We start from the raw sequence: 14,920 nt of genomic DNA, 5'->3' as shown, positions 1-14,920 counted from the left end.
CTAATAGCAATATGCCTTTTCGATAGGGGTTATAGATGACTCCTCACGTCACTTTCCGTCAGCTGCAGGTCTTCGTTGCCGTGGCTCGCGACGGTAGCGTCAGTGCCGCAGCTCGGCACTTAAGCCTCTCTCAGTCTGCTACCAGCAAGGGACTATCGGATCTGGAGCGCCAGTTGGGGGGTAACCTCTTCGAGCGCTTGGGGCGACGGCTGCGACTCAACGATATGGGGCGACATCTTCTGCCTCGCGCCGAACGCCTACTGGATGGCCTGGCAGACTTCATGGTGGCTGCGGAGGAGCCGGAGGGACGGCTGCAGGGCACGCTCAACGTCTCGGCTAGTGCCACCATTGGCACCTACCTGCTGCCATCGTTGGCGGGAAGCTTCTGCGAGGCGCACCCGACTGTCGACCTGCGTTTGCGGCTGCGCAATACCGGCGAGGTGATCACCGACGTACTGCGTTTTGATGCCGACTTGGGGTTGATAGAGGGGCATTGCCACGAGCCGAGGTTGACCAGTGATATCTGGTGTGAGGACCGTCTGGTGATTGTCGCCTCGCCTCGACATTCGCTGGCCGCCAAGCAGAGTCTCGATGACAACGACCTCGCTGGAGCGGCATGGATTCTGCGCGAACCGGGGTCGGGAACCCGTGAAGTCTTCGAAGCCGCTGTTCAGAACCATGTCGAGCGCCTGCACGTGCGCATGGAACTCAGCCAGCATGAGGCCATCAAGCAGGCTGTGCGTGCCGGCTTCGGACTGGGCTGTTTGTCGCGGATGAGCGTAGCCGGGGAGATTGAGCGGGGAGAGCTGGTGGCGTTGCCCAACGAGCTCTTCCTGGCCCGGCAATTCTCGCTGATATGGCATCCTGAGCGCTATCGCAGCCCACTATGGCAGGCCTTCAAGGTGCATCTGATCGAACATCATGAAACGTCTGACACGGTCACGCCGGGTTGTCCGTTACAACTAGATCAATTCACTGGGCCATGGCCAACCACATGAAGACGTCACTCAAATTGGATGCCTTGGAGATGGCCGTTGGTCGCCGGCGACTTCTTCGAGGCGTATTCCATTACTCGGGTCGCGGCAGCCAGTACGCCTCTTGTGCGTATCGCACACGACTGTACCAGAACGGCATCCTGGCCTACATGAGCCGCAAGGGGAACTGTTGGGACTATGACGATCATGAAGCGTTTATTTGGCTCTCAGAAGAGCGTATGGCTGGATACCTGAATCCGTGAGACCAGCCCCCAGAAATGCTTCTAACCTACTGAACTGCATGGCAATATAGCGAATATCGCCATTCACCCAGATAGTGCCATGCCCAACGTCAAGTTCCGTGCCAGTCGCCGCACCCTCACCAGCCACGCCGGGCTGTCCATCATCGGTAAAGCACCGCCCGCCCACTCTCGGCCCGTTTAATCGAAGCAATAGAAACGCATAGGCGCTGGTCGAAGCAGTACTCGGCCAGCGCCTCCTGACTAAAGCCCAGCCGTTTGCGGTGCTGCTTCAAGCGCTGGCGATCCAGCCGCAAACGCCCATCTTGGGGAGCGATCATGATTGCCTTCCTTTCTCGAACACGCGGGAAATGTCGACCATGGCACTGCATCACGCTTTACATGAAAAATCGGCGTGCAAAGACTGGCTAGCTTTTGTGCAAGCCTATGGTTTTTTAGTATTAGATGGAACTAAGCCTAGCAGATTACGAGCTAGTGCAGAGCAAGCGGCACTAGTTTTGAGGAAAGATGAGCAGAAATACATAGACCTACCACCTCGCCCATTCAGCTCACAGGATGAGCCGATTATGGTTTATATTCGGCTCATAATATAGCCAGATACTAACTGGAATTTGGTAGAATAGAATCAGTAGCAGAAAAAGCTTGATGCAGCTATGGCTGACGGTCATGCGTAGCGCTAAAACCAACATTAAAGAGGCAATTAGATAGCCAAAAGACTCACCCCGTTTGTTATTGCCTATGATTTTGATGGTACTGAAGGCCGTTACTACACGATTTATCTTCTCGACTGGCTCCCACTAGTGCTATCCATTCTGGAGGTAATCCTGGTTATTCAGGGGCCTTCCAGGCCAGCCCAGGAAATCGGCGTATCGCATAAGATGATTTACGTTCTTTACGTGCAGATTTTACATATACTGACGTGCGGGCATTCGTGGATTGGGTCATTGAACGCATACAACTTGCCGAGCCACGGTGGCAAATTAGCAATATCATTTAAAGGTTTGCGCTCGCCCCCTGTTGTCCGGCATACGGCCTTTACCTAGGCAAAGCGATGCTTCGCAACGTGGGTACTACAGCTCACGGCTCCACACCTGACCGACAAGATCCTTGCCGAAGCTGTGATGGGGCGTTTCCTCAACCAGTTCGAAACCCGCCCTTTCATAGATTTTTCGCGCACCAATAAGAACGCTGTTGGTCCACAAGATGATTTTTTTATAGCCAGCTTGGCGGGCGAATCTTAGGCATTCATCGACAAGACGGCCACCTATTCCAAGACCTCGGGCGCAGGGATCGACATAGAGTAACCGCAGCTTTGCGGTCGCTTCGTCCTCCCTAACGACGAACACGGAACCAACGACACTTCCTTGCTTCTCGACGACCCAGCACCGTTCCCATTGCGGGTCATAATCACGCAGATACTTGGCGACGATGTCTGCTGTCAGTGCTTCATATTCACTGTTCCAGCCGTACTCTTGGGCATAAAGAACCGCCTGCCGATGGACGATCCATCCCATATCGCCCGGCTGCGGGTCGCGCAGCAGGTAGTTCGAATCGGTATCGCCAAGCAGGCTCTCAATTTGATGCATCGCCTCGATCAACTGGTGTTGCTCAGGCTCCGAAAGCCGCTTGAGCATGGCAACAACTTCGCGCTGGGACGCATCACTCAACGGCAGGTAAGTTTCCCGCCCATGATCAGTCAATTGCAGTTGCGCCGCCCGGCGATCGGAGGGCAAGGGGATCCTGGTGATGAGCCCCTTCTTCTCGAAGCCTTTCAGCACCCGGCTCACGTAACCGGCATTGAGCCCCAGCTCCCGGCAAATATCCGAGCTGGTAAGCATCGGCCGATGCGCCAGCTCATAAAGAATGCGAACCTCCGTTAGCGAGAATGGGCTTTCCAGCAAATGCTCGTGCAGCACACCGATCTGACGCGTGTAGAAACGGTTAAAGCTTCGCACCGTTCCAGCTCGCTCATGCAAGCGTTGTTCTGCGGCCATGGAAGAGGCCTCCAGTTAGTTGCCTTAAGCACATAATTAATTGCTTTTGGCAACCATGTCAACAAGATCTCATAAGAAACTACTGACAAAATAAACGAAGCTCACTCGACTGCGCGACGACCTGAATATCAAGCGCCACACATCTCCCAAACAGGCATCTCCCAAGCAAGCAACACTCAATGAACAAAAACCATCACCACAAGCACCATGGTCAGCAATAGCAGGTACACCCTGGCATGAAGACGGTCAGGAATGCGTCCGATCCAGGTCGATGCCAGGCGGATTCCGAGCCATGAGCCCACTGCGAGTACCAGCAAGGCGCGCAGATCCACATAACCGGCATACCAGTCCCCCAACGCTGGGTGATTTGCCGACAGCAACACATACGTCGCGGTGCCACTCACCGCCATGGGCAACGACAACGGATTGGCCATGGCAGTAGCTGCCGTCATACTTGCGCCTCTACGGCGCATGAGCGGTACGGTCATCACACTGCCGCCAACGCCCAGCAAGGCGGCCACCGCACCAATCAATGTCCCCGTCATCGCCGTTACCCCACGCCCTATAGGACGCACATCACTCCCCGCCTGATGCAGAAAACCGGGTCGCAGAGCGGCATCCGCAATCGTGATGCCCAGATAGCCGATGAACGCCCAGCGCACCCACTCCCCGCTCAACGACACGGCAGCCGCCGCGCCAAGCACGGCGCCCACGGCGATATAGCCCACCAGCGGACGCACCAGGTGCCACTGCACGGTCTGCCGTAGATGGTGGCGCCATGTGGACAGGGAAGCAGCAAATACCATCAACGCCGTCGAGGTGGCCACCGCGATATGCATGGCCGCCTGACCGATACCACTATCCGGCCCATGGACGGAAATCAGCAGGGTATACAGCAAGGGAACCACCACAAACCCACCACCGAAACCGAACAATACGGTGGTCACTCCCGCCACCCCGCCACAAAGTAGCAATACGCTATACACCGGCACTCTCCTGATGAAACGAAACAGCAGGCACTATATGCTGGCGAGGATTGGCTGACATTCGTCATCCGGACAACCATCAACGCGTTTCAGCCAGGTTAACGCTAATGCTCAATACACCTCTTTCAGATGTGGATCATGTAGCACGGCCCGTGGTGGCCATCGGCACTGACTACCGCCCCGGCACCCTCCTCGACTTTCATACCCATCGCCGTGCCCAGTTTCTCTATGGCATGACCGGCGTGATGGAAGTTAATACGGATGATGGCACCTGGATGGTGCCGCCATTCAGCGGCGTCTGGCTACCTGCGGGCAAGCGCCACCAAGTGCGCATGAACGGGGTGAGCACCCGAAGCCTGTATATCGAGCCCCACGTTGCGCCACGCACATCGCGCAACTGCGAGGTGCTAGTCGTGACGCCTCTCCTGCATCACCTGTTGCTGGCTTCCGCCCACATCCCCGCGCTCTATGACGAAAACGGCCGCGACGGTGCCCTGGCGCAACTACTCCTATACGAGCTGGAACAGGCTCAGGCCCTGCCACTGTTTGCCCCCCTGCCCCATGACCTTCCGCTCGCCCGCCTGTGCAGAGAGTTCCTCGGCCAGCCGAGCATTCACACTCTTCCTGAGGAGTGGGCGCGGCAGTTACATTGCAGTCAGCGCACCTTCAATCGCCTGTTCCGTCAGCAGACTGGACTCTCTTTTGGCCGATGGCGCCAACAGGCCTGCCTGATGGCAGCAATTCCCAGGCTGCTGTCTGGCAGTTCCGTTACCCGAACCGCACTGGAACTCGGCTACGACAGCCCAGCCGCTTTCTCCAGTATGTTTCGCAAGGTGCTCGGTCAATCTCCCAGCGCTTTTGTTCGGGCGGCTAGTCGCCCGCCGGAGGAAGGCGGCGGTTCTGGCTTGGTTTGCTGTCGTAAATTTATGCAGCAGATGGGCAAGTAGATGAGGTATTCGGAGCCCTGCAGATAGTCCTTGTCGCTTATTTAATCACCCGGGACTCAACACATAGATAGGAAAGTATTACCTCGACCGCATGGGCACGCCGCTCAATCAACCAATCCGGGTCAGCCAGATCCTGCTCGAAGATGATGGATAGCGTGTCGCGTTGATTGATGTGAATGATTGATAGCGAAAGAATAGAAATGTAGAGCTGGGTAGGGTCTACAGCCGAGCGAAATAACCCTGCTGCTTCCCCTCGCTTTAGGGTATCCCGGATCATGCCTACGAGCGGCGTCGTTTGCTGGACGACTTTGCTCGATTTGCGCAGCATGCGCCCACCCAGCAAGTTCTCATTGCGCACCAGGCTGGTGAACTCGGGATGCTCGGCCATATGATCGAAGGTGAATTCGACCAGCGCGCGCATACCTGCAACGGGCTCGAGATAGCTTAAATTGAGTGCCTGCTCCTTGGCGCGCAACTCCTCATAGACTCGTTCGAGAACAGTCAGGTAAAGACCTTCCTTGTCATCGAAGTAGTGATACACCATGCGCACATTACAATCGGCTGCACGCACGATACGTTCCATGCGAGCACCATCGTAGCCGCGCTCGGAAAACTCTTGAGTCGCCGCTTGAAGCAGGCGCTCGCGTGTTTCATGAGCATTACGGCGGTTTTTTCCCCGGGTACGGGCACTCTGTTTCACATCGAGCGTATCGCTTTTTGTCATGTACACATCCTTGTTTCTATTGGTGCTATAGCCCTAACGCGATGCCATCGCTGCGAGGGTCATGAGCGGCGTAAAAGCCTTTCGCCGGGTCGATAACGACCGCGCCGGGATGGCCAGCCAGGGCACTTTGTGCGGGTAGCGGGCTCATTTGATGACCACGCCGGGTCAATTCAGCGAAAATAGCAGCTCCCGCATCCTGCTCAAGTTTTAGCGTGTCACGTCCATCGGAAAAGGTTCGCCCCAGTAGGAAGCGCGGCGCTTTAAGCGCACTGAGCGGATCCATGCCATAGTCTATCAAGCGCGTCAGCACGGCAGCGAGGGTTTGCGGCTGTCCATCGGCTCCTTGAGTACCGTAAAGTAAACGAGGCTTTCCATCGACACGATACATACCCGGGTTAAGGGTATGAAAAGGACGCTTTCCCGGGGCAATCACATTCGGATGAGCAGGATCAAGACTGAACGCGGCACCACGGTTATGCCACAAAATCCCCGTATCACCGACACTGACACCACTGCCCCAGTCGTAATAAATCGTCTGCAGCATGGAGACGGCATTACCGAAACGATCAGCGGCCGCTAGATAAACCGTATCGCCATGCTGATAAGCGAAGGGCCAATCCAATGCTTTCCCCGCCTCCACTTTTGCCGCTTCAGCATCAAGATGAGCAGGCGATAACAACCTTTCACAAGGCACCGACGCGAAATCGGGATCAGCCAGGTAGCTATTACGATCCAGGAAAGCGCGCTTTACCGCCTCCACCAGCAGATGGTAATAATCGGCGCTGCCCTCTTCGATCCTGGAGAGGTCAAAACGCGCCAGGATACCCATTATCTCTAGTGTCGTCATACCCTGGGTTGGGGGGCGATGGGCCAGCAGCTCGCCACCACGGTAGGGAACAGACAACGGCTTTTCTACTCGTGCTCGGGTAGCCGCCAAATCAGTGGCCGTGAGTGGAGACCCTACTGCTGCCAGTCCAGCGGCGATTTTCTTCCCCAACTGCCCTTCATAGAAGTCCCGGTAGCCGTGGGTCGCAATGGACTGCAGTGAAGCGGCCAGCTGTGGCTGGTACAGTTTTTCACCCTCATGGGGAATCTTCCCGCCTGGCATAAAGTGCTCTCGCACGCCTGGCATCATCGACAGCTCATCGCTACGAAAATCAAGCCAGAAGCGCTGCGATGGCGTTATCGGGAAGCCTTCCCTCGCTAGCTGTATCGCTGGCTCCATCAGCGCTGCCCAGCCAATTTGGCCGCCACAGTTCTGACGGGAAATCTCATGCGCCTGCCCCCAGGTATCAACCGTGGCAGCCGTCGTCAACATGGAACCTGGCCCTCTCGTAGGCAATTGGCCAGACAGTTCCAACTTAGCCTGTGGCGCCTGGCCAATGCCTGACAGGGTTTGCACACCACCGTTTGCATCCGCAATGATCATGAAGGCATCGCCGCCAAGACCGGTAAAGTGCGGGCAAGTCACTGACAGACAAGCCCCCATGGTGATCGCAGCCTCAACCGCATTTCCACCTTTACGAAGTACCTCAAGCCCCGCTTCTGTTGCCAGTGTATGTGGGCTGGTTACGACCCCCTCATGGGAATGCGCCAGCGCTGATGAAGTTGTGCTAATAGACATTGCTACCATCCTTATTCTGGCTGTTTAGCCGCCATACACCATATTGGGTAGCCACATACTGATCGCGGGAATATAGGTCAGCAGTATCAAGGCAAACAGCGCAATGCCAATAAAGGGCAATGCACCACGTACCGCCTGGACGTAATCGACGCCGTTGATAGTGCCCGCCACAAACAGGTTGAGGCCAAATGGCGGCGTAAACATACCAATCGCCCCATTCACGGTCAGTACTGCCCCTAGGTGGACAGGGTCAATACCAACGCGCATACCCACGGTGTAAAACAGGGGGGCGAGAATCACCATGATGGAGGAAGCATCGAGGAACATGCCGGCAATCAGTACCGTCACATTGATCAGCAGGAAGATATGGTACGGATTCTCGGATAACGACAGGATAGCGTTGGCCAACATGGCCGCTAGCCCATTACTGGAAAGAAACCACGCCAGAACCGAGGCAGCAGCGAGAATAATCATTACCTGAGCCGTTGTGGTCGCCGCTTCAATCATGCTTTGGAATAGCTCTGCAAAGCTCTTCTCACGATAAATCAGGGCTGAGACCAACAGGGCATATACCACTGATACAGCGGCGGCTTCAGTGGGCGTAAAGATACCCAGGTAAATCCCACCCAAGACGACGAGAGGAACCCCTAACCCCCACGAAGCATCTTTGAATCCTGCTAAAACCTCGCCCCAACTGGGCGGCTCCACGGGAGTGACACCGTCCTTTTTGGCGCGGTACCAACAGTAAGGCAATAAGCATGCTGCATATAATAAACCGGCTCCCACCCCCGCCATGAACAGCGCACCCACTGACACCCCAGTGACAGCCGCGTAGACGATCATTACAACCGAAGGGGGAATGATGATGCCCAATGAACCGGCAGACACCAGCACGCCAATCGAAAATTGACCGGAATATCCTTCCTTGCGCATGGCCGGATAGAGCAATGAGCCCACCGAAACCACCGTGGCCGGGCTAGATCCGGAAATAGCGCCAAAAAACATACTCGCTGATACCGCCGTCATCCCCATACCACCGGTAAAGCGTCCTACCAACAAGTTGGCCAAGCGGATGATACGCTGCGACAACCCACCCGCGCTCATCAAGCTACCGGTGAGAATAAAAAAGGGTATCGCCATCAATGGGAACTTATCCAACCCGGCAAACAATCGCTCAGCCACGATCGCCAATGGAATATGGCTAAAGCTCCCCATCGCCACCGTGACGGAACCCGCCAATGCAATAAAGATGGGCGTTCCCACTAACATCAAAACAGCTAATAGCACCAGGAATGTGATGACCATATTCTTATCCAATTTGATCAAGGTGGGCAGAGGCTTGCTCTCGACCAAGCAACGTCCGGAAGAAATGCTGGGTAAAGCGAATACCCATTAAAAGAGCGCCCACCGGAATGGCCAACTGAACGATCCACATGGGCGCTTGTAGAGCAGAACTCACCTGACCAAACCGATGGGTTTGCTCGGTTAACTGGAAACCGTAAACCACCAGGAAAAGGCAAAAAGCGATAGAAACCGCATGAACTAGCAACTCTATCCATTTCGCCATGAGGGGAGGACTAAACCTGCGTAGAATATCGATCCCAATATGAATCCCTTGCCGTGCAGCAACGCTCGCGCCAAGCAGCACCATCCATACAATTTGGTAACGCACCAGCTCCTCAGCCCATGAAAAACCATCGTTAAACACGTAGCGTGCAATGACGTTGGCGAAAAGAATGAACGAGGCGGACAAAATCAGCAGGCCAATCAAAACCTCCTCGGCACGCGATATTAGGCGATCAAGTTTGCGCATAGCGAACTCCACCAGCGATGAAAACAATGGGGAAGGAAAGGGCTATCGGGATCACCGATCAGCCCTTTAATGGGTGAAGCGCGACTATTCGGCATCAGCAATGGCTTGCTGGAATTCCGCCATTAGATCTGCGCCAATTTCATTGGCAAACTCATCGTGCACCGACGCTGTCGACTCTCTGAAAGCCGTCAGTTGGGCATCATCCAGTGTGCTCACGTTAGTGCCACTGGCTTCGATAGTGGCAATGTAGCCCGTTTCACGGCGGGCGGTTTCTTCACGCTGGAATACGGTGGTTTCACGTGCAGCGTCCGTCAATAGCGCCTGATTCTCAGGGCTTAAGCTATCGAACCAACTCTGGCTAAACAGAAATGCATAGGCTAGATAAGCGTGATTGCTGATAACCACATCCGACTGCACTTCATAAAATTTCATTTGTGTAATCGATACCAGCGGATTTTCCTGGCAGTCGACAATGCGTTGTTGCAGCGCGTTGTAGGTTTCGCCGAAGGCAATCGGTACCGGGTTAGCGCCCATCGCTTTAAACTGTTCCATGATGATAGGGCTTTGCATCACGCGTACCTTTTGGCCTGCGAAGTCTTCCGGGCCATTAACGGGTTGGTCGCAGGTAAATTGCTTGAAACCACTTTCCCAAAAAGTAACCCCCTTCAGACCCACCTGTTCCACAGTCGCCAATAGATCATCACCGGCCTGCCCATCAAGAACGGTGTGGGCGATATCGGGAGAAGGGAACATCGGCATAGGGGCGGTCAGCATGGCTGACCGGTCCCCTGCCACAAATTGCTGCACTACGTTCGCAATGACAGGTGAAGGATTTCAATGACATCACCTACGTCATTGCGAGGAGCGTAGCGACGCGGCAATCTCAGCTAGCGGTGGCAGGCTAAGTTCATCAAGGTGTTTCACTGCCCATCATCTCGATCAGCCGCTCATCACTGGGCATACCCTGAATACGGTCAAGACGCACGGCCCCGTTCTCTGTTTCACGCTGAAAAACGGAAGTGGGGGTTGCATATAGGCCCAGCTCTTCGAACAACTGGTTATTGGCGTACACCTGCTCTTCAATTTCTCTCGGTTGGGCACTAGCTTCGATTTCCTGCTGGCCGCTTTCATGGGCATGCAGTGTCGCCGCTGGATCGTCGGCGCCGAGAATAGCGGCTGCTTTTCCAGGGCTGTCGGGTGCTAAGATACCTACCATGATATGGCGTAGCTGCACCTCACCTGCTTCCACCCAGGGGCGAACGTCTTGCCACATTTGACGGCAGTAGGGGCAGTTGGCATCCGTGAAGGTGTAAATCACCCGGGGGGCATCCACATTGCCGTCCTGTACCCAGTGGCTTTCGCTTAATAGCTGCCATGTTTGTGCCTCTAGCGGTGCACGTACATGCTCATCCAGTTGCGCTTCGGTAAGGTCATTCCCCTCATTATCCATTAGTGTACCCACCACGGCGTGCTCGCCATCCGGCGTCAGGTAAATCGCCATGTCCTGGCCCTGCACGCTGGCGCCGTAGCCGCGCAACCCTCCGGGGGCATCGAATTGACCATGAATTTCCAAGCCTTGGTCGGCAAGTGCCTGAATAGGGGCGGGTAGCTCATCGGCATAGCTAGCAGAGGTGCCGACCAATCCTGCCAGCAGGAGAAAACCACTTATGCCAGCGTGACGTTTTAAGTGCATTGCAGCGCCTTGTTTGAATAAGAGTGAGAGGCTAGAGATTTAATAACCGCCGCCTTAGTGCTGGCAATCCCTAAAATAATGCCGTGTTGCGATTATCGCAGCACAACATTATTTAGGGATTATGCGCTTTATAACTGGGGCAATATGTCGCAACTTACGGTTTTTGAAGTTTACGGTTTTTGAAACTTTAGATTTCTCAATGGTATTAACGAAATGGTGTTAACTATCCGCTACCAGCCAACGCACCGCGTAAGGCGGCAGCGAACCTTCGGCGCTCCAGGGGTTAGCAGGATCCAGCGCTTGCCAGGCGTGTTTTTCAAGTGCCTGGGTAACTGCCTCACCCATATTCTCTAAAGGAAGCGGTAGGTCGGTGACGTTATACAGCGCTAGCAACCGGCGACCATCGTGGAGCGGGCCGCGCTCTACTGCCAATAGTTCCGGTGCTGAGACCACAACCCGTTGAGCGGCATTGGGGTGAAAGCAGGGCTCCTTGCGGCGCTGGTCTAATAGCCGGTTTAAGGCGTGGAAAACATCGTGAGTGGGCGTCGACGGGCTATCGAGTAGGAGGTCAAGCTCGCTACGCTGCCAGCGCCGGCGGTTGATCGAACGTAGCCGCCCACTGCGCTCAACGCCTTCCACGTCATTGAGTGTGCCAGTTAGGGTGTGAATATACAGCGCGGGGATACCTTGCAAACTCAGCATAATTGCTTGGCTGCATAGAAAACGCGCTACCTGCCACGGGTCGGGGCCGCGGCGGGTGCCGCGCATGGCTTCAAACCAGGTGATATTGATCTCATAGGGCGTATCGCTTCCATCGGGGTTGCTACGCATGCTGACAAAGCCTCCGAAACGGTGCATCAGCTCCAGCAGCGCATCCCGCTCGTGATCGGGCAATAAACCTTCCAAGGGGCGAACGCCAATGCCGTCGTGGCTGGCCGTAAAGTTGAGGTAGGTGCATTGGTCGGGCAGTACCGGAAGGCTGGCAAGCCAGGTCTGTAAGGTGCACGCTTCGCCCCGGGTGAGGGTGTGCAATAGCAGCGGGGGGAGGGCAAACTGATACACCATATGGGCTTCGTCGGGGTCCCCCGCTGGCAACCGATCCAAGCCAAAATAACTGATATTTTCCTGGTGGGGCACATTGGTTTCGGTGATTAACAGGGTACCTGGGGCCACGTGATCCACAATCGCTCGTAGCAGCCGCACCACAGTGTGGGTTTCCGGCAGGTGAATGCAGGCAGTACCCAGCCGCTTCCACAGAAAGGCCACCGCATCCAAACGTACAATCCGCGTTCCTTGCTCCAGGTAGAACAGCAAAATACCCACGAACTCCAGCAGCACATCCGGATTTTCAAAGTTCAGGTCAAGCTGGTCTTCGGAGAACGTCGCCCACAGGTAGCGGGTGCCACGCCGGGTGGAAATGGGCACCAGCAGCGGGCTGCTGCGTGGGCGCACCACCTGGGAGACATCGGTCTCTGGATCGACTTCGATAAAGTAGTCGCGGCCGGGCAGGCTGCCGCTCAGGTAATCCACAAACCAGAGAGACTCCCGTGAGACGTGATTGAGCACCAGGTCGGCCATTAAGTCGTAATGGCTGGCGAGTTCGCGGATGTGCGACCAATCACCAAGATCGGGGTTCACTTCCCGGTAGTGGATCACCGAAAAGCCGTCGTCGCTGCTCCAGGGAAAGAAGGGCAGTACATGTACACCGCTGATGCGATCGCCCAACCGCGCTTGAAGAAAATCGCTAAGCACTGCCAACGGCGGCACACCATCTTCAATAATCGAGTCACCGTAGCTGATCACCCACTGATCTTTTTCGCTCCAAGAGGGTGCATTTTTAGTGCTGGTTCTACCGGAGCTGGATGAAAATGGGGCAAGCGACTGAAAATGCGCTAGACGCTGGTTTAAACGGCGCTGCACTTCCCCCGCCCTGGGGCCATAAAGGTGGCTGAGGTAGTCGTTAACGGTCTGCTCAAAGGGGGGCATGGGTAGCTCCTGATAAACAATCTGCCACAAACGCTGCAGCTTGTGTGCCAAATCGTTACAATACGAGGTTGATACCGCGTTTAAACGCTAAGATACATTAGCTTGTGGCAGTTACTACTGCTAAAACGCTATTAATAGCACACACATTGACAGGTTATAACACGCTAACTCGTGCGGTACGCCGACACGAGCTGACAACAGGTTGACCGCCATGCATTGCCCTTTTTGTGGTGCAAACGATACTCGAGTGACTGATTCGCGCCTGGTAGCGGATGGTGATCAGGTACGCCGTCGACGCCAGTGTGCGAGCTGCCAAGAGCGCTTTACCACCTACGAAACCGCAGAATTGGTAATGCCGCGGGTGGTGAAGTCCGACGGCTCCCGCGAGAGCTTTAATGAAGCCAAACTGCGGGCAGGTATGTTGCGTGCGCTGGAAAAGCGTCCGGTCAGTGCAGAAGCCATTGAAGCGGCGGTAGAGCGCATCCGCCAAACCTTACGTGCCCGGGGCGATCGCGAAATCAACGCCCGTGATATTGGCGAGTCGGTCATGCAAGCGCTTAAAACCCTCGATCACGTAGCCTATATCCGCTTTGCTTCGGTATATCGCAAGTTCCAGGATCTGGATGAATTTCGCGCTGAGATTGACCGGCTGTCCCAAGAGCCCTCTTCCCGACTGGGCCATGGCAGCGAGTCGTCAAAATGAGTGCTGTCTTTAGCCAAGCCGACCACCGCTATATGGCGCGGGCGCTGCAACTGGCGCAAAAAGGCTTATACACCACGGATCCCAACCCGCGGGTCGGCTGTGTGATTGTGCGTGACGAGCAGATTGTCGGTGAAGGCTTTCACCTGTGTGCCGGTGAACCCCACGCCGAAATTCACGCGTTGAATGATGCTGGTGAGCAAGCCCTGGGCGCGACCGCGTACGTCACCCTGGAGCCTTGTTCCCACACCGGCCGCACTGGCCCCTGCGCGGTGGCGCTCCAGGAAGCGAAGGTGTCGCGGGTAGTGGTTGCCATGGTGGATCCGAACCCGCAGGTGAGTGGCCGCGGTATTCGTCTGCTTGAAGAGGCGGGTGTTGAGGTGGCGGTGGGGTTATTAGAGAGTGACGCGCGCGCTCTGAATCCCGGCTTTATTGCTCGCATGACCCAGCAGCGTCCCTTTGTGCGCCTGAAAATGGCGATGAGTCTAGATGGTCGTACCGCCATGGGGTCGGGGGAGTCTCAGTGGATCACCGGGCCTGAAGCACGCACCCAGGTGCAGCGGCTACGGGCACGCTCCAGCGCGATATTAAGCGGCGTTGAGTCGCTCATTATGGACGACTCTCGGCTGACGTTACGAGCAGAGCAGTTACAGCTGAACAACGCAGACCAAGTGGTTCACCGCCAGCCCCTGCGGGTGATTTTAGATACCCACTTGCGCCTACCTCTGGCGGCAGCCTGTTTAAGCGAGCCTGGGCGTACGCTAGTGATCACCACATCAGACCACTTGGAAGAGAAGCGGGAACGGTTAACTCAGGCGGGCGCTGAAGTACAGGTGTTGCCCGCCGGTAGCGATGGCCGTATCGATTTAGTGGCAATGCTGCAGTGGTTAGCCGAAAATGAACAGGTTAATGAACTGCTGGTGGAAACCGGAGCGACATTGGCGGGCGCTATGCTCGATGCGGCGTTGGTCGATGAGCTACAGCTGTTTGTTGCCCCCACACTGTTAGGCGGCGAAGCGCGGCCCCTTTTTGCGTTGCCAGGGCTCTCACGTATGGCCGATCAGCGGCGGTTAACCATTCACGATATGCGAGCAGTAGGGCGCGATTGGCGCATTATTGCATCCCCTCTAGCGACTAGCGCATCTGGCGAATTTTGCGAGAGCAAGGTACCCTGACGCGCAAAATCGTGACTCACTCTCGCGACACTCTTTCTCGATAA

Annotated in this window: 14 protein-coding genes and 1 pseudogene; 5 read left to right on the top strand and 10 right to left on the bottom strand. The window is 55.6% G+C overall.

Features of this window, described 5'->3' with window-relative positions; genetic code table 11:
• Positions 1 to 35: 35 nt before the first annotated feature.
• Both HALA3H3_RS24650 and HALA3H3_RS26445 read left to right on the top strand, forming a co-directional pair.
• Complete coding sequence (locus tag HALA3H3_RS24650) at positions 36 to 998, top strand: LysR substrate-binding domain-containing protein (protein WP_022519738.1); 963 nt, start codon at positions 36 to 38, stop codon at positions 996 to 998.
• A pseudogene (locus HALA3H3_RS26445) lies at positions 971 to 1,223 on the top strand (DDE-type integrase/transposase/recombinase); the annotation flags it as partial. The gene HALA3H3_RS24650 and the pseudogene HALA3H3_RS26445, both read left to right, overlap by 28 nt.
• 154 nt (positions 1,224 to 1,377) lie before the next feature.
• Here HALA3H3_RS26445 and HALA3H3_RS26835 read toward each other — a convergent pair.
• The 3 genes from HALA3H3_RS26835 to HALA3H3_RS24635 form a co-directional block, all read right to left on the bottom strand.
• Positions 1,378 to 1,554, bottom strand: a complete 177-nt coding sequence (locus HALA3H3_RS26835) for an XRE family transcriptional regulator (RefSeq protein WP_144410436.1) — start codon at positions 1,552 to 1,554, stop codon at positions 1,378 to 1,380.
• A 750-nt stretch (positions 1,555 to 2,304) separates the two neighbouring features.
• Positions 2,305 to 3,228 carry a bifunctional helix-turn-helix transcriptional regulator/GNAT family N-acetyltransferase gene (locus HALA3H3_RS24640; protein ID WP_022519737.1) on the bottom strand — a complete coding sequence of 308 codons (924 nt, stop codon included), beginning with the start codon at positions 3,226 to 3,228 and terminating at the stop codon, positions 2,305 to 2,307.
• Positions 3,229 to 3,404: 176 nt separating this feature from the next.
• Positions 3,405 to 4,214, bottom strand: coding sequence for a sulfite exporter TauE/SafE family protein (locus HALA3H3_RS24635; protein ID WP_022519736.1), 810 nt, complete (start codon positions 4,212 to 4,214; stop codon positions 3,405 to 3,407).
• Positions 4,215 to 4,321: 107 nt separating this feature from the next.
• Between HALA3H3_RS24635 and HALA3H3_RS24630 the strand changes: the two genes are divergently transcribed.
• The gene (locus HALA3H3_RS24630; protein WP_022519735.1) at positions 4,322 to 5,161 is read left to right on the top strand and encodes an AraC family transcriptional regulator; all 840 of its coding nucleotides are present in this window, start codon (positions 4,322 to 4,324) and stop codon (positions 5,159 to 5,161) included.
• 37 nt (positions 5,162 to 5,198) lie between these two features.
• Here the strand turns inward: HALA3H3_RS24630 and HALA3H3_RS24625 are convergent, their stop codons facing one another.
• The 7 genes from HALA3H3_RS24625 to HALA3H3_RS24595 all read right to left on the bottom strand — a co-directional run bounded on the left by HALA3H3_RS24625 (position 5,199) and on the right by HALA3H3_RS24595 (position 13,001).
• Positions 5,199 to 5,885 (bottom strand): TetR/AcrR family transcriptional regulator, encoded by a 687-nt coding sequence (locus HALA3H3_RS24625; protein ID WP_022519734.1) that lies wholly within the window; start codon positions 5,883 to 5,885, stop codon positions 5,199 to 5,201.
• Between the two features lie 25 nt (positions 5,886 to 5,910).
• On the bottom strand, positions 5,911 to 7,509 hold the full coding sequence (gene ggt, locus HALA3H3_RS24620) for a gamma-glutamyltransferase (RefSeq protein WP_022519733.1): 1,599 nt from the start codon (positions 7,507 to 7,509) through the stop codon (positions 5,911 to 5,913).
• Positions 7,510 to 7,533: 24 nt separating this feature from the next.
• Positions 7,534 to 8,814, bottom strand: a complete 1,281-nt coding sequence (locus HALA3H3_RS24615; RefSeq protein ID WP_022519732.1) for a TRAP transporter large permease — start codon at positions 8,812 to 8,814, stop codon at positions 7,534 to 7,536.
• Between the two features lie 4 nt (positions 8,815 to 8,818).
• Positions 8,819 to 9,322: a TRAP transporter small permease gene (locus tag HALA3H3_RS24610; protein WP_022519731.1), complete on the bottom strand. Its 504-nt coding sequence runs from the start codon at positions 9,320 to 9,322 to the stop codon at positions 8,819 to 8,821.
• Positions 9,323 to 9,406: 84 nt separating this feature from the next.
• Positions 9,407 to 10,096 (bottom strand): TRAP transporter substrate-binding protein, encoded by a 690-nt coding sequence (locus tag HALA3H3_RS24605; protein ID WP_022519730.1) that lies wholly within the window; start codon positions 10,094 to 10,096, stop codon positions 9,407 to 9,409.
• A gap of 136 nt (positions 10,097 to 10,232) precedes the next feature.
• Positions 10,233 to 11,015 (bottom strand): thiol:disulfide interchange protein DsbG, encoded by a 783-nt coding sequence (dsbG, locus tag HALA3H3_RS24600; RefSeq protein ID WP_022519729.1) that lies wholly within the window; start codon positions 11,013 to 11,015, stop codon positions 10,233 to 10,235.
• Between the two features lie 219 nt (positions 11,016 to 11,234).
• Positions 11,235 to 13,001 carry a sugar phosphorylase gene (locus HALA3H3_RS24595; protein WP_022519728.1) on the bottom strand — a complete coding sequence of 589 codons (1,767 nt, stop codon included), beginning with the start codon at positions 12,999 to 13,001 and terminating at the stop codon, positions 11,235 to 11,237.
• A 211-nt stretch (positions 13,002 to 13,212) separates the two neighbouring features.
• Between HALA3H3_RS24595 and nrdR the strand changes: the two genes are divergently transcribed.
• Both nrdR and ribD read left to right on the top strand, forming a co-directional pair.
• Entirely contained in the window at positions 13,213 to 13,704 is a 492-nt protein-coding gene (gene nrdR / locus HALA3H3_RS24590) for a transcriptional regulator NrdR (protein WP_022519727.1), read from the top strand.
• Complete coding sequence (gene ribD, locus HALA3H3_RS24585; protein ID WP_022519726.1) at positions 13,701 to 14,876, top strand: bifunctional diaminohydroxyphosphoribosylaminopyrimidine deaminase/5-amino-6-(5-phosphoribosylamino)uracil reductase RibD; 1,176 nt, start codon at positions 13,701 to 13,703, stop codon at positions 14,874 to 14,876. The genes nrdR and ribD overlap by 4 nt, the downstream gene beginning before the upstream one ends.
• Positions 14,877 to 14,920: the final 44 nt, after the last annotated feature.

It is taken from the genome of Halomonas sp. A3H3 (assembly GCF_000982975.1).
In the GTDB taxonomy this organism is placed as follows: Bacteria; Pseudomonadota; Gammaproteobacteria; order Pseudomonadales; family Halomonadaceae; genus Vreelandella; species Vreelandella titanicae.
The sequence above is the reverse complement of the archived record's forward strand: the minus strand, read 5'-3'. Positions and strand labels throughout refer to the sequence as shown.

Excerpts from the sequence above, each read along its gene's own strand:
- HALA3H3_RS24605 (WP_022519730.1), bottom strand. The coding sequence starts at position 10,096 with ATGCTGACCGCCCCTATGCCGATGTTCCCTTCTCCCGATATCGCCCAC.
- nrdR (WP_022519727.1), top strand. The coding sequence starts at position 13,213 with ATGCATTGCCCTTTTTGTGGTGCAAACGATACTCGAGTGACTGATTCG.
- HALA3H3_RS24650 (WP_022519738.1), top strand. The coding sequence starts at position 36 with ATGACTCCTCACGTCACTTTCCGTCAGCTGCAGGTCTTCGTTGCCGTG.
- HALA3H3_RS26835 (WP_144410436.1), bottom strand. The coding sequence starts at position 1,554 with ATGATCGCTCCCCAAGATGGGCGTTTGCGGCTGGATCGCCAGCGCTTG.
- HALA3H3_RS24615 (WP_022519732.1), bottom strand. The coding sequence starts at position 8,814 with ATGGTCATCACATTCCTGGTGCTATTAGCTGTTTTGATGTTAGTGGGA.
- HALA3H3_RS24595 (WP_022519728.1), bottom strand. The coding sequence starts at position 13,001 with ATGCCCCCCTTTGAGCAGACCGTTAACGACTACCTCAGCCACCTTTAT.
- dsbG (WP_022519729.1), bottom strand. The coding sequence starts at position 11,015 with ATGCACTTAAAACGTCACGCTGGCATAAGTGGTTTTCTCCTGCTGGCA.
- ggt (WP_022519733.1), bottom strand. The coding sequence starts at position 7,509 with ATGTCTATTAGCACAACTTCATCAGCGCTGGCGCATTCCCATGAGGGG.
- HALA3H3_RS24640 (WP_022519737.1), bottom strand. The coding sequence starts at position 3,228 with ATGGCCGCAGAACAACGCTTGCATGAGCGAGCTGGAACGGTGCGAAGC.
- ribD (WP_022519726.1), top strand. The coding sequence starts at position 13,701 with ATGAGTGCTGTCTTTAGCCAAGCCGACCACCGCTATATGGCGCGGGCG.
- HALA3H3_RS24630 (WP_022519735.1), top strand. The coding sequence starts at position 4,322 with ATGCTCAATACACCTCTTTCAGATGTGGATCATGTAGCACGGCCCGTG.
- HALA3H3_RS24625 (WP_022519734.1), bottom strand. The coding sequence starts at position 5,885 with ATGACAAAAAGCGATACGCTCGATGTGAAACAGAGTGCCCGTACCCGG.
- HALA3H3_RS24610 (WP_022519731.1), bottom strand. The coding sequence starts at position 9,322 with ATGCGCAAACTTGATCGCCTAATATCGCGTGCCGAGGAGGTTTTGATT.